The sequence below is a fragment of the Rhodospirillales bacterium genome (genome assembly GCA_016699855.1).
Classification (GTDB): Bacteria; Pseudomonadota; Alphaproteobacteria; order Reyranellales; family Reyranellaceae.
Genome location: CP064988.1, coordinates 3254656 through 3271917 on the forward strand (window position 1 = coordinate 3254656; position 17262 = coordinate 3271917).

The 17262-nt window shown below is 71.9% G+C and carries 20 protein-coding genes; 14 read left to right on the forward strand and 6 right to left on the reverse strand.

Annotated elements, in window-relative coordinates:
- Positions 1–55 precede the first annotated feature (55 nt).
- The 4 genes from IPK81_15265 to IPK81_15280 all read left to right on the forward strand — a co-directional run bounded on the left by IPK81_15265 (position 56) and on the right by IPK81_15280 (position 3832).
- On the forward strand, positions 56–862 hold the full coding sequence (locus IPK81_15265; GenBank protein ID QQS10973.1) for an SDR family oxidoreductase: 807 nt from the start codon (positions 56–58) through the stop codon (positions 860–862).
- 27 nt (positions 863–889) lie between these two features.
- Positions 890–1243 (forward strand): DOPA 4,5-dioxygenase family protein, encoded by a 354-nt coding sequence (locus IPK81_15270; protein QQS10974.1) that lies wholly within the window; start codon positions 890–892, stop codon positions 1241–1243.
- Between the two features lie 25 nt (positions 1244–1268).
- Positions 1269–1748, forward strand: a complete 480-nt coding sequence (locus IPK81_15275; protein QQS10975.1) for a CinA family protein — start codon at positions 1269–1271, stop codon at positions 1746–1748.
- Between the two features lie 443 nt (positions 1749–2191).
- Complete coding sequence (locus IPK81_15280) at positions 2192–3832, forward strand: NAD(P)/FAD-dependent oxidoreductase (protein ID QQS15130.1); 1641 nt, start codon at positions 2192–2194, stop codon at positions 3830–3832.
- A 21-nt stretch (positions 3833–3853) separates the two neighbouring features.
- On the opposite strand, the gene IPK81_15285 is transcribed toward IPK81_15280, so the two are convergent.
- Genes IPK81_15285 through IPK81_15305 form a run of 5 tightly spaced genes read right to left on the reverse strand, consistent with a single transcriptional unit; the run spans position 3854 to position 7434 of the window.
- Positions 3854–4837 (reverse strand): hypothetical protein, encoded by a 984-nt coding sequence (locus IPK81_15285; GenBank protein QQS10976.1) that lies wholly within the window; start codon positions 4835–4837, stop codon positions 3854–3856.
- Positions 4838–4880: 43 nt separating this feature from the next.
- Positions 4881–5924, reverse strand: a complete 1044-nt coding sequence (locus tag IPK81_15290; protein QQS10977.1) for a hypothetical protein — start codon at positions 5922–5924, stop codon at positions 4881–4883.
- 52 nt (positions 5925–5976) lie between these two features.
- Positions 5977–6174: a hypothetical protein gene (locus IPK81_15295; protein ID QQS15131.1), complete on the reverse strand. Its 198-nt coding sequence runs from the start codon at positions 6172–6174 to the stop codon at positions 5977–5979.
- Positions 6175–6213: 39 nt separating this feature from the next.
- Positions 6214–6495 carry a hypothetical protein gene (locus tag IPK81_15300; protein QQS10978.1) on the reverse strand — a complete coding sequence of 94 codons (282 nt, stop codon included), beginning with the start codon at positions 6493–6495 and terminating at the stop codon, positions 6214–6216.
- A gap of 33 nt (positions 6496–6528) precedes the next feature.
- Complete coding sequence (locus tag IPK81_15305; protein QQS10979.1) at positions 6529–7434, reverse strand: FAD-dependent oxidoreductase; 906 nt, start codon at positions 7432–7434, stop codon at positions 6529–6531.
- A gap of 238 nt (positions 7435–7672) precedes the next feature.
- Here IPK81_15305 and IPK81_15310 point away from each other — a divergent pair, with 238 nt between their 5' ends.
- The 10 genes from IPK81_15310 (at position 7673) to IPK81_15355 (ending at position 16220) form a co-directional block, all read left to right on the forward strand.
- Positions 7673–8125: a (2Fe-2S)-binding protein gene (locus tag IPK81_15310; GenBank protein ID QQS10980.1), complete on the forward strand. Its 453-nt coding sequence runs from the start codon at positions 7673–7675 to the stop codon at positions 8123–8125.
- 13 nt (positions 8126–8138) lie between these two features.
- A complete protein-coding gene (locus IPK81_15315) occupies positions 8139–10304 on the forward strand; it encodes a xanthine dehydrogenase family protein molybdopterin-binding subunit (GenBank protein QQS10981.1) in 2166 nt (721 codons plus the stop codon).
- A gap of 80 nt (positions 10305–10384) precedes the next feature.
- Positions 10385–10681: a cytochrome C gene (locus tag IPK81_15320; protein ID QQS10982.1), complete on the forward strand. Its 297-nt coding sequence runs from the start codon at positions 10385–10387 to the stop codon at positions 10679–10681.
- A gap of 11 nt (positions 10682–10692) precedes the next feature.
- Positions 10693–11958, forward strand: a complete 1266-nt coding sequence (locus IPK81_15325; GenBank protein ID QQS10983.1) for an FAD-dependent oxidoreductase — start codon at positions 10693–10695, stop codon at positions 11956–11958.
- Between the two features lie 4 nt (positions 11959–11962).
- Entirely contained in the window at positions 11963–12568 is a 606-nt protein-coding gene (gene soxX, locus IPK81_15330; GenBank protein ID QQS15132.1) for a sulfur oxidation c-type cytochrome SoxX, read from the forward strand.
- Positions 12569–12621: 53 nt separating this feature from the next.
- Positions 12622–13071, forward strand: a complete 450-nt coding sequence (locus IPK81_15335; protein QQS15133.1) for a SoxY-related AACIE arm protein — start codon at positions 12622–12624, stop codon at positions 13069–13071.
- Positions 13071–13391 (forward strand): thiosulfate oxidation carrier complex protein SoxZ, encoded by a 321-nt coding sequence (soxZ, locus tag IPK81_15340; GenBank protein QQS10984.1) that lies wholly within the window; start codon positions 13071–13073, stop codon positions 13389–13391. The genes IPK81_15335 and soxZ overlap by 1 nt, the downstream gene beginning before the upstream one ends.
- On the forward strand, positions 13388–14170 hold the full coding sequence (gene soxA / locus IPK81_15345; GenBank protein QQS10985.1) for a sulfur oxidation c-type cytochrome SoxA: 783 nt from the start codon (positions 13388–13390) through the stop codon (positions 14168–14170). Before soxZ ends, soxA begins: the two co-directional genes overlap by 4 nt.
- 59 nt (positions 14171–14229) lie before the next feature.
- On the forward strand, positions 14230–15240 hold the full coding sequence (locus IPK81_15350) for an LLM class flavin-dependent oxidoreductase (GenBank protein ID QQS15134.1): 1011 nt from the start codon (positions 14230–14232) through the stop codon (positions 15238–15240).
- Between the two features lie 38 nt (positions 15241–15278).
- Positions 15279–16220 carry an SMP-30/gluconolactonase/LRE family protein gene (locus IPK81_15355; GenBank protein ID QQS10986.1) on the forward strand — a complete coding sequence of 314 codons (942 nt, stop codon included), beginning with the start codon at positions 15279–15281 and terminating at the stop codon, positions 16218–16220.
- Between the two features lie 175 nt (positions 16221–16395).
- On the opposite strand, the gene IPK81_15360 is transcribed toward IPK81_15355, so the two are convergent.
- The gene (locus IPK81_15360; GenBank protein QQS10987.1) at positions 16396–17181 is read right to left on the reverse strand and encodes an SDR family oxidoreductase; all 786 of its coding nucleotides are present in this window, start codon (positions 17179–17181) and stop codon (positions 16396–16398) included.
- Positions 17182–17262: the final 81 nt, after the last annotated feature.

Sequence of the window (17262 nt, forward strand, 5' to 3'; positions counted from 1 at the left end):
GAGGTCGCCCCGAAGGGGCGGAGGAGGGGCTTCCGCCGCGCAGGGGGAGCGGGACATGGGACAGGTATCGGGCAAGGTCGCGCTGGTGACCGGGGGCGCGTCGGGCATCGGGGCGGCGTGCTGCGAGACCTTGGCGCGCGAGGGCGCCAAGGTGGTCGCCACCGACATCGACGCGCCGCGCGGCGCGGAGTTGGTGGCGCGCATCAAGGCGGCCGGCGGCGAGGCGTCGTTCCTGACCCAGGACGTCGCCGACGAGGCGCGCTGGATCGAGGTCGTGGCCGACATCGTCAAGCGCCACGGCCGGCTCGACGTCATGGTCGCCAACGCCGGCATCGGCATCATGGTGCCGAGCATCGCCGACATGTCGTTGGCCGATTGGCGGCGGCAGACCGCGATCAACCTCGACGGCGTGTTCCTGTCGGTGAAGCATTGTCTGCCGGTGATGCGGAAATCCGGCGGCGGCTCGATCGTGATGATCTCCTCGATCGCGGGATTGCGCGGCTCGCCGACGCTGGCGGGGTACTGCGCCACCAAGGGCGGCGTGCGGCTGTTCGCCAAGGCGATCGCCATGGAGTGCGCCTCGGTGGGCGACGGCGTGCGCGTGAACTCCGTGCATCCCGGCATCATCGACACCCCCATCTGGGGCAAGCTGCCGGTCGGCGCGTCGGGCGGCGGACGCAACGCGCCGGTCGATCCGCACGAGCTGGCGAAGATCGGCGCGCCGGTGGGCCGCGCCGGCAGCGCCCAGGACATCGCCAACGGCGTGCTGTTCCTGGCCTCCGACGCGTCCAGCTACATGACCGGCGCCGAGCTGGTGATCGACGGCGGCATCACCAGCGGCGGCGCCGTGCGGCGCGGCTGAGCGCGGCGCACCAGGAGAGGATCGACGATGGACGTCTCGCGCATCGAGAGCTGGCACGCCCACGTCTATTTCGACGCCGGCACGCGCGACACCGCGTGGGCGTTGCGCGAGGAGATCACGGCCCGCTTCGCCGACGAGATGGTGATGGGCCGGTTCCACGAGCGGCCGGTCGGACCGCATCCGCGCTGGAGCTACCAGGTCGCGTTCAAGCCCGACAAGTTCGAGCGCATCGTGCCGTGGCTCAATCTCAATCGCCGCGGCCTGACGGTGCTGGTGCATCCCAACACCGGCGAGGATCTCGAGGACCACCGCGACCGCGCGGCGTGGCTGGGCGAGAGCGTCGCGCTCGATCTCGCGGCGCTGGCGCCGCTCACCGCGTAACGCGGCGACTCCGGGGAGCACGACCATGGACACGCTGCTGCCGATCGCCACCGCCATCGCCGGGCGCCTGAAGGCGCGCGGCGAGACGTTGGCGATCTCCGAATCATCGATCGGCGGTTTGCTGTCGGCGTCGCTGATCGCGGTGCCCGGCGCCTCGGCGTATTTCCTCGGCGGCGCGGTGATCTACACGCGCGCGGCCGGCGACGCGCTGCTGGCGATCCCGCCGCAGGCCCGCAGCGGGCTACGCTCGGCGACCGAGGCCTACGCCGCGCTCGGCGCCCGCACGATCCGCGATAAGCTCGGCGCGACCTGGGGCATGGCCGAGACCGGCGCCAGCGGCCCGGCAGGCAACCGCTACGGCGATCCCGCCGGCCACGCCTGCGTCGCCATCGCCGGCCCGGTGTCGCGCGCCATCACCGTCCGCACGGGCGATTCCGACCGCGTCGCCAACATGCGCGCCTTCGCCCGCGCCGCGCTCGAGCTGCTGCGAGCCGAGCTGGGATGATCGGCGCCGCCGGTTCCCGGCGCGTCCGACCAACGCGGCGTCATCTTGGATCGTGGCGAGGGGCGCGGCCGGCGTAGGGCGGGGCTGCGTCGCCGCGCGGTGTCCCGCCGGCGCGTCCGTGCTGTAGTGACCGGGGTGGTCGGACGGACGCCGGAGCGACGGGAATGGATGGAACCACGCGGGACACGCTGATCGACGCGGCCTCGATGCGCGCGGCGCTCGACGAGGCCGACATCGTGCCGCTGACGTTGGCGCTGGTGCACCTCACCGGCGATCGCCAGCCGCTCGACCTGATCCGCCCGCACGTCGCCGGCGCGTGGAACTTCATGCAGAAGGTGCCGGAGGACGTCGCCGCGGGGCTGCGCGACAGGCTGGCCGCTATCCTGCTGTCGCGCGCGCCCGACGCGGTGGTGCCGCCGCCATCCGACGACCTGCTGCGCGAGATGATGGCGGCCGGCGTCGGCCAGGCCGTGCCCGACGAATACATCCCGCTGATCCTCGAGGAGACGCGTCTGACCGGCGACGGCGATCCGCGCAGTGTGCCGTGGCGGCGCGCGCCGGACGCGGCGGCGCTGTCGCGCTTCCGCGTGCTGGTGATCGGCGCCGGCCTGTCGGGCCTGTGCGTGGGGATCAAGCTGCGCGAGGCCGGCATCCCGTTCACGATCCTCGAGAAGAACGACACCGTCGGCGGCACCTGGTACGAGAACGCCTATCCCGGCTGCGGCGTCGACACGCCCAACCACTTCTTCTCGTTCTCGTTCGAGCCCAACCACGACTGGCCCGACCATTTCTCCAAGCGCGACGAGTTGTGGGGCTATCTCGAGCGCGTCGCCGACAAATACGACGTGCGCCGCGCCGTGCGCTTCGGCGTCGAGGCGACCGCCGCGGGCTATGACGCGGCGAAGGGCGTCTGGCGCGTGGCCGTCCGCTCGAAGGACGGCGCCGAGGAGACGATCGAGACCGAGATCCTCGTCGGCGCGGTCGGTCAACTCAACCGGCCGGCCATCCCGGACATTCCCGGTCTTTCGGATTTCGAGGGTCCCGCGTTCCACACCGGCCACTGGGAGCCGGAGCACGATCTGAGCGGCAAGCGCGTGGCCATGATCGGCACCGGCGCCAGCGGCATGCAGGCCGGCCCCTCGATCGCCGGCGACGTGGCGCGGCTGACGATCTTCCAACGCACGCCGCACTGGTCGGTCCACAATCCGAACTACCACGCGACCGTCGCGGCCGGGAAGAAATGGGCGCTGCGCCACGTCCCGTTCTACGACAAGTGGTACCGCTTCCTGCTGTTCTGGGCCTCGGCCGACGGCTTGCACGCCTCGCTGCAGATCGATCCCGCCTGGCCGCATCCCGACCGCTCGCTGAACGCCGTGAACCAGGGCTTCCGCGACATGCTGGAGGCCCACATCCGCGCCGAGATCGGCGACGATCCCGTCCTGCTCGCCAAGGTGATCCCGCCCTATCCGCCCTACGGCAAGCGCATGCTGCGCGATAACCGCTGGTACCGGATGCTGAAGCGGCCAAACGTCGATCTGGTGACCGCGCCGATCGCGCGCGTCACCGCCGACGCCGTCGTCACCACCGACGGCGTGGCGCATCCCGCCGACGTCATCGTGTTCGCCACCGGATTCCAGGCCGGCCGCATGCTGTGGCCGATGGACATCCGCGGACGCGGCGGTGTGTCGTTGCGCGACCTGTGGGGCGACGACGATCCGCGCGCCCATCTCGGCATGACCGTGCCGGGCTTCCCCAATTTCTTCATCGTCTACGGCCCGAACACCAATCTCGGCCACGGCGGCAGCATCATCTTCCACACGGAATGCCAGGTCCGCTACATCATGCAGGCGCTGCGGGAGATGATCGAAGGCGGCCACCGGACGATCGAGTGCCGGCGCGAGCCGCACGACGCCTACAACGAACGCGTCGACGCCGCGCACCGCCGGATGGTGTGGTCGCATGGCGGCGTCGGCAACTGGTACAAGAACGCATCGGGCCGCGTCATCGCCAACTCGCCGTGGCGGCTGGTCGACTATTGGTCCATGACCCGAGAGTTGGATCCCGCCGATTTCGACTTCGCGTGACGCGTCCTTCCGCCGACGGCGTCAGGGCCGCAGCAGCGGCGCGGTGATCGGCCGGGTGCCGCCCATCCACAGCGGCACATGGGTCATCTTCAGCCCGGCGCCGCCGGTGACGACGAGATGGATGTCGTCGGGCGAGCGCGCCACGCGCGCCTCCGGTTCGCTTTCCGTGAACAGGTAGTGCTGCGCCGCGCGCAGATCCCAGCCGCCGCGCTCGATCATCCGCGCCATCTCCGGCGGCAGCAGGAAGACCTGCTCGCCGCCGGGACGGGCGCGTCCGGCGCCGGCGGCGGCGCGGGCGGCCGCCATGGCGCCGAGGATCGGCCGCAGCACCGCCTGCGGCGAGGAGCCGCCGTCGAGCGGCAGCACCTCCATCGTGCCCGACACGCCCAGCACGGTGACGGCGTCGGAACCGGCGGCGAAGCCGCGCCGGACGTGCAGCGGCGGCGCCCAGGGATCGTCGTGGTCGGCGAAGCAGAAGGTGTAGCGGCCGGGCTGGCCCATCGTCGCCATCGAGCCGATGCCGGGATGGGCGCCGCCGATGTTGGTCAGCGACAGACGGATGGCGCGGCCGATGCAGGCGTTGGCGCGGACGCCGGGGCCGAGGCAGTTGGCGCCGGCGTTGATCCTCAGCCGCGCCGCGGCCGGCCCGTGCACGATCGCCGCCACGGTCGGCGTGCCGGTCGTGGTCTGGATGCCCAGCAGGTTGAAGTCGGGCTCGAGGCAGGCCGCGACCGCCGTCAGCACCACCGGCAGCTCGGCCGGGACGCAGCCCGCCAGCACGCACTGGTAGGCGACGGCCGCCGCCGTCAGATCGCCGAACAACGGCGGCACCGGGCCGTAGGAGCGGTCGGGATCGTCGACGTCGGCCAGCATGCGCTCCAGGCGCCGGCGCGTCGGCGGCACCATCGGCAGACCGTCGCCGAGCTGCAGCGCCTCGAGCGCGCGCTGCGCGTCCTCCCAGGACGCCGACTCCTCGAAGATCGGCAGCGCGTCGTCGTCGGGCATCGCGGTGGACCTCGTCAGCGCCGGCGGCGGGGGCCGCGGCGGGTCAGGACGGGAGGTTCACGCGCACGCTGCACACCGCCGTGCCGCCGAAGGACGGGATGTAGGCGGAGTGCTTGCCCGGCCCGCCGGCGACGGCGATGTGCACGTCCTCGGCGGTCGGCGACATGCGGTAATGGTCGTCGATCGGCACGTGGCCGGTGCTGGCGTAGCTCTCGCGGTTCTCCTTGGAGACGCGCGTGTAGTGCACGCGGGCGCGCTTGAAGACTTCGTCACGGAGCGCGTCGATCTCCCAGCCGTCGCGCCGCAGCGTGGCGGCGTGCTCCGGTCCGAGCAGCAGCACGTAGGGGCCCTTGCCATAGACCAGGTTGGAGCCGGGCTGCGCGATCGAGCCGCAGATCGTGGTCAGCAGGCCCTCGCCGCTGACGCTGCCATGGTCGTTGATGTTGTGCGGCCCCTCGCCGGCCATCACCGTCACGACGCTGTCCGCCGCGCCGAATCCACGGCGGACGTGGTACGGCGCCCAAGGGCTCTCCTCCTCGTTCTCGCCGAAACAGAACGAGTACTTGGCGGGCGAGCCCTGCGTCGAGCGGTCCATCACGCCCGGCTTGGCGCCGCCGACGTTCAGCAGGATCAGCTCCAGCGCCCGGCCGATCGTGGCGTTGGCGCGCCAGCCCTGGCCGAAGCAGTTGCTGGAGCAGTTGATCTCCAGCGTCTTCCGCAGGGGGCCGTTGACCATGATCATGGGCGCGCAGGGATGCGTCGTCGCCAGCGTGCCGTGCAGGTTGTACTCCGGCGTCAGCACGCCGCGCAGCGCCGACAGCACCACCGGGAAGTACTCCGGCTTGCAGCCGGCCATCACCGCGTTGGCCGCGAGGCTGGCCAGGGTGGGCACCACCTGGCGCGGCGAGATCGGCGCGAAGGTCTGGTTGTCGCCGCGCGCCGCGGCGGTGAACCTCGCCACCGCCGCCTCGGTCGGGACCGCCAGCGGCATGCCGTCGCTCCAGCCCTGCTCGATGGCGTACTCGTTCCACGAATCGGAATCGAGCGCCTCGAGGTCGATGATCTCGCTCTCGGTCGTGTCCTTCATGCCACCGTCTCCGCGGACGGCGCGCCGGGGGGACCGGCGCGCCCGGCCGGCGCTATTTGCCCATCATCGCCTTGATGCCCTCGAAGGCGCGGTCGATGCGCTCCGAGAGTTCCTCGGCGTTGAGGCCGCCGACGGGATGCTTCACGACGACCAGCTTGGGGTCGATCTTGCGGGCCTTCGCCTGGGCGAGGACCAGAGGACGGAACGTCTCGGTCGCGATCACCACGCCGGTGACCCCGCGCTTTTCCAGTTCGACAGAGTCGTGGAAACTCCACGATGAGCAGGACCCTCAATCGGCGAGGGCCAGCAGGGCTATTCGGTAGTTCTGCGCGACATGCGCCAGCGTGTCGGCCGGCGCGCCCTGGCTGGCGCTGTTCTTGTGGGTGTAGCCGACGTTGTCGACCGGCCGCAGGGTGGCGATCCTGGCCTTCAGCCCGTCGAGCAGCTCGCGCGCGTTGGGCTTGGAGTTCGAGAACAGGACGATCGGGTCCTTCAGCCAGTCGACCGGTCCGGTCTTCAACGTCTCGGAGCCGGCCGGCGCGACGCCGAAGGCGGGATTGACGATCCGCATGCTTGGTTCCTCCTCTTGCCTGACGCCGACGGCTCACGCCGACAGCGCGCGCAGGACGGATTGCCCCGCCCGCCGTCCGTCCGCGATCGCCTCGGCGACGCGCTCGGACGCGCCGGCGCGCGCGTCGCCGGCCGCGAAGAGCGATGGTGCGCCCGCGCGCATGTCCTCGTCCACCGCGATTCGCGAAGTGGAGTCCTGCGCCAGGGCGCCGGCGGCGAAGCCGAGATCCGGCCGGCGGCCGGCGTAGGCGAACACCGCGCGGGCCTCCAGGGTCGAACGCCTGCCGTCGCGCTCGATCACCACCGAGTCCAGCCCGTCGGCGCCGTTCAGCGCCACCACGCGCCCCGGCACGATGGTGGCGTTGAGCAGCGCCGCGACGTGGTGCGTGCGCGGATCGGCCACGTCCAGCCGCGCGTCGCCGATCGTCAGCGTGACGTGGCCGGAGGTCTCCGCCAGCTCGACCGCCTCCTGCAGCGCCCATTTGTCCGATCCATCCACGACCACGGTCTGGCCGGCGTAGAGCGGCCCGTCGCAGGCCGCGCAATGCGACAGCCCCTTGCCCTCGAACCGCGCCTCGTCGTCGATCCCCAGCCGACCCGGCGCCAGGCCGGTGGCGACAACCACGGCGCGCGCGGTATGGGTCGCGTCGTCGGTGGCGACGGTCCACGGCCCGCCGCCGCCCAACGACGTCACCTCGCCGAAGCCCATCTCGACGCCGGCGTCGGTGGCGGCTTCGGTCAGCGTCGCGACCAGGTCGGGGCCGGTGGTGCCGGGTGCCAGTCCGGGACAATCGTGCAGCGCGGCGAGATTGATCAGCACGCCGCCCGGCCCGACCTTGTCGATGCACAGGCAGCGCAGCCCGCCGCGCGCCACCGTCTCGGCCGCGCTCAACCCGGCGACGCCGGCGCCGATCACGATCACGTCCCAGGCCTGGTCCATGCGTCCCCATCCTCGCCGCGACGGTCCGCCCGCCGCGCCGCGATGCTTGCCCGCGGCGCCGCCGCGACGCAAGCGGCATGGCCGCCAAATCACGACTTCGCGAGCGGCCGGACAGACGGACGTTGTGGATGGCGGCGCCGCTCCGCTACGGTCGCGGCCGACACCGAGTGACGCCGCCGCGACGGCGGCCGTGGGAACCGAACGCGGTCGGTTCCGTCCGGACGAGAGGAGACGACGCATGCCTGCGCTCAACGTCAACGGCAAGACCTACCAGACCAACGCCGATCCGCGCACGCCGCTGCTGTGGGTGCTGCGCGACTCGCTCGGCCTGACCGGCACGAAGTACGGCTGCGGCATCTCGCAGTGCGGCGCCTGCACCGTGCACATCGACGGCGTGGCGACGCGCTCCTGCCAGGTGCCGCTCAGCGCCGTCAGCGGCGCGCGCAAGGTCGTCACCATCGAGGGGCTGGCGGTCAACGGCGTCCTCAGCAAGATCCAGAAGGCTTGGCTCGACAACGACGTGCCGCAATGCGGCTACTGCCAGAGCGGAATGATCATGGCCGCAGCCGCGCTGTTGAAGTCGACGCCGAAGCCCACCGACGCCGACATCGACGCGGCGATGAGCAACATCTGCCGTTGCGGCACCTACCAGGAAGTGCGTGCGGCCATCCACGCCGCCGCCAAGGCCTGAGGAGGAACGCCCCATGACCGCGACCGCCACCATCAACCGCCGCTCCCTGCTCACCGCCGCCGTCGCCGCCGGTGGCGGGCTGTCGCTCGGCTTCGGCCTGCCCGGCGCGCGCGACGCCGCCGCCGCCGAGGTCAAGGAGATCAACGCCTGGGTGGTGATCCATCCCGACGACAAGGTCGTCGTGCGCGTCGCGCGCTCCGAGATGGGGCAGGGCTCGGCCACCGGCCTCGCCCAGCTCGTCGCCGAGGAGCTGGAGTGCGACTGGGCGAAGGTGTCGGTCGAGTACCCGACGCCGGGCCAGAACGTCGCGCGCAACCGCGTGTGGCGCAACTTCTCGACCGGCGGCAGCCGCGGCATCCGCGAGTCGCACCAGTACGTGCGCGAGGCCGGTGCCGCCGCCCGCGACATGCTGGTGCGCGCCGCGGCCGCCCAGTGGAAGGTGAAGCCCGAGGAGTGCGTCGCGGCGCGCAGCGTCATCACGCACAAGGCCAGCAACCGCACGATCTCCTACGGCAAGGTCGCCGAGGCGGCCGCCAAGCTCGAGCCGCCCAAGGAGGTCAAGCTCAAGGACGTCAAGGACTGGAAGATCGCCGGCAAGGGTTTGAAGCGGCTGGACACGCTCGACAAGCTGACGGGCAAGCAGATCTACGGCATCGACCTGCGCCTGCCCAACATGCTGACGGCGTCGATCCGCGACACGCCGGTGCCCGGCGGCAAGCTGGTGAGCTACGACGCCGCCAAGGTCGAGGGCATGCCCGGCGTGAAGAAGGTGGTGAAGGTCGGCGACAGCGCCGTGGCCGTGGTGGCCGATTCCTACTGGTCGGCGCGCAACGCCCTGCAGGCCCTGCCGGTCGTGTGGGACGGCGGCGCCAACGCCAAGGTGTCGAGCGCCCAGATCGCCGAGACGCTGAAGGAGGGCCTGACGGCCGAGCAGGCCTTCGTCGGCAACAAGGCGGGCGACGCCAAGGCGGCGATCGCCGGCGCGGCGAAGAAGGTGGAGGCTGTCTACAGCTACCCCTACCAGCACCACGTCACGATGGAGCCGATGAACGCCACCGCGCTCTACACCGCCGACAAGTGCGAGGTGTGGTGCCCGACACAGAACGGCGAGGCGGCGCTGGCCGCCGCCGCCGCCGCCGCCGGCCTGCCGATCGCCAAGTGCGAAGTGCACAAGATGCTGCTGGGCGGCGGTTTCGGCCGTCGCGGCCGCTCCGACTACGTCACCCAGGCGGTCGACATCGCCAAGCAGATGCCCGGCACGCCGGTGAAGCTGGTGTGGTCGCGCGAGGAGGACATGACGCACTGCCAGTACCATCCGGTGACGCAGTGCAAGATGACCGGCGCGCTCGACGCGCAGGGCAAGCTCGTCGGTCTGCACATGCGCGTCTCCGGCCAGTCGATCCTGGCGTCGCTGCTGCCGCAGAACCTGCAGAACGGCATGGATCCGGTGGTGTTCCAGGGCCTCAACCCCGGCGGCGCCGAGTCGGCGTTCGGCTACGACATCCCGAACCTGCTGGTCGACCACGCGATGCGCAACCCGCACGTCGTGGCCGGCTTCTGGCGCGGCGTGAACACCAACCACAACGCCATCTACGTGGAGTGCTTCATGGACGAGCTGGCGCGCGCCGCCGGCAAGGATCCGCTGGAGTTCCGCCGCGCCATCCTCAAGCCCAAGCACCGCGCGGTGCTCGAGGCGGCGGCGGCCAAGGCCGGCTACGGCAAGGCGCCGAAGGGCCGCTTCCACGGCCTCGCCCAGGTGATGGGCTTCGGCAGCTACGTCGCGGCCTGCGCCGAGGTCTCGGTCAGCGACGACGGCACGCTGAAGATCCACCGCATCGTCGCGGCCACCGATCCCGGCGTGGCGGTCAACCCGGCGCAGATCGAACGCCAGGTCTCGGGCTCGTTCGTCTACGGGCTGTCGGCGGCGCTCTACGGCGAGATCACCGTCAAGGACGGCGCCATCGAGCAGACCAACTTCGACAGCTACAACATGATGCGCATGGACGAGATGCCGAAGGTCGAGTCGGTGATCGTGCCGTCGGGCGGATTCTGGGGTGGCGTCGGCGAGCCGACCATCGCCGTGGCGGCGCCGGCGGTGCTCAACGCCATCTTCGCGGCGACCGGCAAGCGGATCCGCTCGCTGCCGCTGATGAACCATGATCTAAAGAAAACCGCCTGACGGGTCCGCCGCCGGGGCGCTCGCGCCGCCGCGGCGGCGCGACGTCCGCCGCGGCCACGCCGGAAGGAGGCGCGATCGCCGTGCGCTGGTTGCCGATCGTCCTGCTGATCGCCGCGTCGGCGCCGGCCGCGCGCGCGGCGCCGCCGCCCGACGGGCCGGCGCTGGCGTCGGGCTGCTCCGGCTGCCACGCCGTGTCGAGATCGGTCGAGACGCCGGTGCCGCGCATCATCGGCGTCGAGCCGGCGCGCATCTCGGCCGCGATGCGCGAGTTCCGCGCCGGCGACCGGCCGGGCACCGTCATGGGCCGCATCGCCAAGGGCTTCACCGACGCCGAGATCGACGCCATCGCGGTGTGGCTCGGCGCGCAGCGCGACTGACCGGCGACGCCATGCCCCCGCACTCGCTCCCGCGCCGCGCCTTCCTCGCCACGACCGCCGTCGCGGCTCTGCCGCGCGTGGCGGTGGCGCAGGGGCCGGCGCGGATCGTCGTGATCGGCGGCGGCTTCGCCGGCGCGGCCTGCGCGCGCGCGCTCAAGACGCTCGATCGCGCCCTGTCGGTCACGCTGGTCGAGCCGAACGCCGTCTTCATCGCTTGTCCATTCAGCAACGCCGTCATCGCGGGCATGCGCGAGATCGAGGCGCAGCGCTTCGGCTACGACGGCGTCCGCCGCGCCGGCGTGACCGTGGCGCGCGCGACTGCCACCGAAGTCGACGCCACCGCTCGGCTCGTGACGCTCGACGACGGCACGCGGCTTCCCTACGACCGTCTGGTCGTCGCCGCCGGCATCGACCTCAGGTGGGACGCGCTGCCGGGCTACGACGAGGCCGCGTCGACGCGCATGCCGCACGCCTGGAGGGCCGGCGAGCAGACGTCGCTGCTGCGGCGGCAGCTCGAGGCGATGGACGACGGCGGCGTCGTGGTGATGTCGGCGCCGGCCAACCCGTTCCGCTGCCCGCCCGGTCCGTACGAACGCGCCAGCCTGGTGGCGCACTATCTCAAGACCCGCAAGCCGCGCTCGAAGCTCCTTCTGCTCGACGCCAAGGACGCGTTCTCCAAGCAGCGTCTGTTCACCGGCGCCTGGAAGGCGCTCTATCCCGCCATCGTCGAGTGGGTGCCGCTGTCGAAGGGCGGCAAGGTGGCGTCGGTCGATCCCGGCGCCATGACGCTCACCACCGACTTCGCCACCCACAAGGCCGCGGTTGCCAACGTGATCCCGCCGCAGCGCGCCGCGCGGATCGCCGCGACGGCCGGTGTGGCCGACCGGTCGGGCTGGTGTCCGGTCGATCCGGTGTCGTTCGAATCGACGCTGCGGCCGGGCGTCCACGTGATCGGCGACGCCGCGATCATGGGCGCGATGCCGAAATCGGCGTTCTCCGCCAACGCGCAGGCGCGGATCTGCGCCGCCGCCATCGTGGCGCGGCTGGCCGGCCGCGAACCGGTCGAGCCGCGGCCGGTCAATACCTGCTACAGCCTGGTCGCGCCCGACCGCGGCATCTCCGTCGCCGGCGTCTACCGGCCGGTCAACGGCCAGCTCGCCGACATCCCCGGCGCCGGCGGCACCAGCCCGCCCGACGCGTCCGAGGATGTCCGCGTCCAGGAGGCGCGCTACGCCGAGGCGTGGTTCCGCACCATCACGACCGACACGTTCGGCTGAGATGATGGGTGCGCCGTCCCGCTCCTCGCGGCGCGCGTCCGGCGTGCTTCGCGAAGCCGCTCCCCCCGACCTACTCCCCTCATGCGAGGGGAGCGGGGTTACGAGTCCGCGCCCCGCGAAGGCGGGGGGAGGAAGGGACCCGTCGCGTAGCGATGGGAAGGCGAGGAGCTTCGTTGCCGCGTTCGCGCTGTCGCTTGTCGCTAGCGCGGCGCCCGCCGTGGCCCAGGACGGCTTGCGGCCCTATGTCGTGGTCGACGACGCGATCCCCGTGTCGCTGACCGGCGTGGCCGGCGATCCGGCGCGCGGACGCGCCATCGTGGCGAACCGCCAGATCGGCCTCTGCCTGCTGTGCCATAGCGGCCCGATCGCCGAGGAACGGTTCCAGGGAACCGTGTCGCCGACCTTGGCCGGGGCGGGATCGCGCTGGTCCGAGGGCCAGCTGCGCTTGCGCATCGTCGATCCGAGGCGCTTCAATCCCGCCACGATCATGCCGTCCTACTACCGGACGGCCGACCTGACCCGGGTCGCGCGGGCCTTCGCCGGCAAGCCGATCCTGACGGCCGAGCAGGTCGAGGACGTGGTGGCGTATCTCGTGACGCTGAAGGATTGAGATGACGACGCGTTTCCGCGATTCCGCGAACCACCGCGCCCCGACGCGGCGGGATTTCGTCGCGCGCGGCGGCGGCGGCGCTGGGCGGCGGCGCGCTCGCCGTGGCGGTCGCGGCGCCGGCGCGGGCGACTCCGGAATCGATGCGCGCCGCGGTCCTCGAGGTGACGCGCGGCGTGGCGCCGCGCGAGGGCCGCGTCTCGCTCGACCTGCCGCCGCTGGTCGAGAACGGCAACGCGGTGCCGCTGACCGTGTCGGTCGAGAGTCCGATGACGGCCGCCGACCACGTGCGCGCCATCCACGTGTTCAACGAGAAGAACCCGCAGCCGCACGTGTTCGCCGCGACGATCGGTCCGCGCGCCGGCCGCGCCGTCATCTCGACCCGCATCAAGCTGGGCGACTCGCAGCGCATCGTCGCCATCGCCGAGACCAGCGACGGCGTTTTCTGGACGGCGGGTGTCGACGTCATCGTGACGCTGGCGGCGTGCCTCGAGGAGCTGACCTGATGACCGGCGCCCTCATCAACGTGCCCCGGACCGCGCGCCCGGGCGAGATCGTCGAGATCAAGACGCTGGTGTCGCATCCGATGGAGACGGGATTCCGCGTCGGCACCAACGGCACGCTGATCCCGCGCGACATCATCGGCGAGTTCCAGTGCCTCTACAACGGCGAGGAGGTGTTCCGCATGCGGCTGTCGCCGGCCATCGCCGCCAATCCGTTCGTGTCGTTCTCGACGGTGGCGACCGAAAGCGGCACGCTGCTGTTCCGCTGGACCGGCGACAAGGGCTTCACGCTGGAGCAGAGCGCGTCGATCACCGTCGGATGATCCCGGCGTGGCGGACGGCGGTGGCGCTGGGGGTGGCGCTGGCTTTCGCCGGCACGGCGGTCGTGGCGCAGCTCCGCCTCGAGGAGCGCCGCTCCGGCTACGCCGACATGGGCCCGGCGCTGCGCGCCATGCAGGACGACGACGCGGCCAATCCCGCGATGTTGTGGGTGTTGGAGGGAGCGGCGCTGTGGGCGCGCGTGGCGGGCGCCGCCGGAAAGTCCTGTGCCGATTGCCACGGCGCGCCTGAATCGATGACCGGCGTCGCCGCGCGCCATCCCGCCTTCGACGCCGCGATGGGGCGGCCCGTCACGCTTGAGCAACGCGTCAACGCCTGCCGCGTCGAGCGGCAACAGGCGCCGGCGCTGGCGCCGGAGAGCCGCGAATCGCTGGCGCTGACGGCGTTGATCGCGAAGCAGTCGCGCGGCGCGCCGCTGGCGCCGCCGGACGATCCCCGGCTCGAACCGTCCGCCGCCAGCGGCGCGGCGCTGTTCGAGCGGCGGCAAGGGCAGCTCAACCTGTCCTGCGCCATCTGCCATGATGACAACCACGGCCGTAAGCTCGGCGCCGCCACCATCCCGCAGGGCCATCCCACCGCCTATCCACTCTACCGGCTGGAATGGCAGGGCGTTGGTTCCCTGGCGCGCCGGCTGCGCAACTGCATGATCGGCATGCGCGCCGAGCCCTACGCCTACGGATCGCCCGAATACGTCGATCTGGAGCTGTTCCTCGCCCGCCGCGCCCGCGGCATGCCGTCCGAGGCCCCCGGCGTGAGGCCATAGCGCCGCGCGCGGATCGGCTATAGTCCGGCGGCGTTTCCGTCCGGCGTGGAGTTCCAGTGATCCGTCTGTCCGTCCTCGACCAGTCCGTCGCCGTCGCCGGCCGTCCGCACGACGTGTCGATCCGCAACACCGTGTCGCTGGCGCGGCATTGCGAGACGCTGGGCTACGACCGGTTCTGGGTGTCCGAGCACCACAACCACCCGACCATCGTCGGCACCGCGCCGGAGATCGTCATGGCGGCGATCGCGGCCACGACGGAGCGCATCCGGGTCGGCAGCGCCGGCATCATGCTGCCGCACTACGCGCCGTTCAAAGTCGCGGAGCAGTTCCGCGTGCTCGACGCGCTGGCGCCCGGCCGCATCGACCTCGGGTTGGGCCGCGCGCCCGGCTCGGACGGGTTGACGGCCTACGCGTTGAACCCGATGGCGGCCGAGCGGCCGGAGCAGTTCCCGTCGGACGTGCGCGATCTGATGGCGTGGGTGCACGGCGAACCGCTGGCCGCCGGCCATCCGTTCGCCAAGGTGCTGGCCTTTCCGCGCACCGACACCGCGCCGGAGTTCTGGATCCTCGGCAGCTCCGACTTCGGCGCCCAGGTCGCCGCCCATTTCGGGCTGCCGTACTGCTTCGCGTGGTTCTTCGCCGAGGGCGCCGGCGGCGAGCGCGCGATGGAGCTCTACCACCGCACCTACCGCCCCAGCGAGCGCCACCCCGAACCGCGCGGCGCGCTGTGCGTGTGGGCGCTGGCCGCCGACAGCGAGGCCGACGCGCAGTTCCATTTCAACTCGCGCATCCGCACGCGGCTGAACCGCGACAAGGGCATGCTCACGCCGCTGGGCGCGCCGGACGCGTCCGACGCCGCGCCGCGCGACGCCGGCGAGATGGCGAAGGCCGAGCGCATGCGGCGCGACGGCTTCGTCGGCACGCCGGACGTGGTGCGCAAGCGCATCGAGGAGCTGGCCGCGCGGGTGCAGGCGAAGGAGATGGCCGTCGTGACGTGGACCTACGACGAGGCGGTGCGCCGCCACAGCTACGCGCTTCTCGCGCGCGAGTTCGGAATGGTCCCGGCCTGAGCGCCGGCGCCTCGACCAAACGGGAGGGAGACGACACCATGTGGGAACCCAGCGAACGCTATCCGGATCCGGCCGTCCGGTCGCTCGATCCGGCCTTCGACAAGTACAAGCTCGCCTTGGCGTCGGTCGAGCGGCTGCACACGGGCTGCCGCTGGTCCGAGGGGCCGGTGTGGTTCGGCGACGGCCGCTACCTGTTGTGGAGCGACATTCCCAACAACCGCATCCTGCGCTGGGACGAGGAGACCGGCGCGGTGTCGGCGTTCCGCAAGCCCTCGAACAACGCCAACGGCAACACCCGCGACCGCCAGGGCCGGCTGGTGACCTGCGAGCACGACTCGCGCCGCGTCACACGCACGGAGCACGACGGCTCCATCTCCGTGCTGGCCGATTCCTACCAGGGTCGCAAGCTCAACTCGCCCAACGACGTGGTGGTCGCGGCCGACGGCGCGGTGTGGTTCACCGATCCGCTGTTCGGCATCCTCGGCTACTACGAGGGGCACAAGGACGAGTCCGAGAACAAGCCCGCCGTCTACCGGATCGATCCGCGGAGCGGCGAGACCGAGATGATGAACGACGAGATCCCCGGTCCCAACGGGCTGGCCTTCTCGCCGGACGGCCGGCTCCTCTACGTCGTGGCCTCCCGGGCCGCGCCGCACCGCACGATCCTGGCCTTCGACGTGCGCGACGGCGGGGGGCTGGGCAAGGCACGGGTCCTCGTCGACGCCGGGCCCGGTGGATCGCCCGACGGATTCCGCGTCGACGTCGACGGCAATCTCTGGTGCGGCTGGGGCATGGGCGCCAACGGCCTCGACGGCGTGCGGGTCTTCGACCCCGAGGGCAAGCCGATCGGCCACATCGCCCTGCCGGAGCGCTGCGCCAACCTCTGCTTCGGCGGACGCCACCGCAACCGCCTGTTCATGGCGGCCAGCCACGGCCTCTATTCGCTCTACGTCAACACCCAGGGCGTCGCCGGCGGGTGATCGACGCTTCCCTCTCCCGCTTGCGGGAGAGGGCGGGGCCCGTCGCGCGCAGCGCGATGGGAGGGTGAGGGGCCATGGACGCGGTGCCCGCCCGTGCGGTCCGATGCCCGTGCGTTTTCCCCTCACCCCGGCCCTCTCCCGCGATCGGGAGAGGGAGCATGAGAGTCCCGTCGCCCTACACCGCGAATCCGCCGTCGACCATCAGGGTCTGGCCGGTGATGTAGGTGGCGCGGTCCGAGACGAGAAAATCGACCGCGTCGGCGATCTCGCGCGCCGTGCCGATGCGGCGCAACGCGACCGTGTCCTTGGTGGCCTGCAGGAAGCGCTCGTCGAAATCGCCGGACGCCAGCAGCGCGTGGTACATGCCGTCGTCGATCACGCCGACGCCGACGCAGTTGGCGCGCACGCCGAAGCGGCCCTCCTCGGCGGCGACGCCCTTCACGATCTGCTCGACCGCCGCCTTGGGCGCCGCCGACAGGACGTCCTTGACCGCGTAGCGCCGGATCGCCGGCGTCGCGAGCGCCGCCACCACCCCGCGCGACTTGCGCAGATGCGGCAGGGCGGCGTGCACGACGTGGTAGCAGCCGAACACGTCGATGCCGACGGTGCGGCGGAACAGCGCCGGCTCGAGCCGGCTGATGTGGCGCATGTCGATGTAGGGGCCGGCGGCGTAGATCGCGGTGTGCACGCCGCCGAACCCGGCCGCCGCGTCCTCGACGAAGCGCGCCACCGCGGCGTCGTCCGTCAGATCGACGGCGGCGATCGTCGCGCGCCGGCCGGCCGCGCGCACGGCTTCCGCCGCCGCCTCGGCGCGTTCGGCGCCCTTGTGGTAGGTCAGCGCCACGTCGCTGCCCGACGCCGCCAGCGCCGCGCAGATCGCGGCGCCGATGCCGCCGGAGCCGCCGGCGACGACGGCGCAACCCTGCGCGTAGCGCGCGGCGGCGCGGGCGGTCTCGGCCATTGTCTTCCTCGCTCGTTCCCGGATCGCGGCGACTGTGCCGGCGCGGCCGCGCGCGAGTCAAATAATTTCTAATCCAAGTTA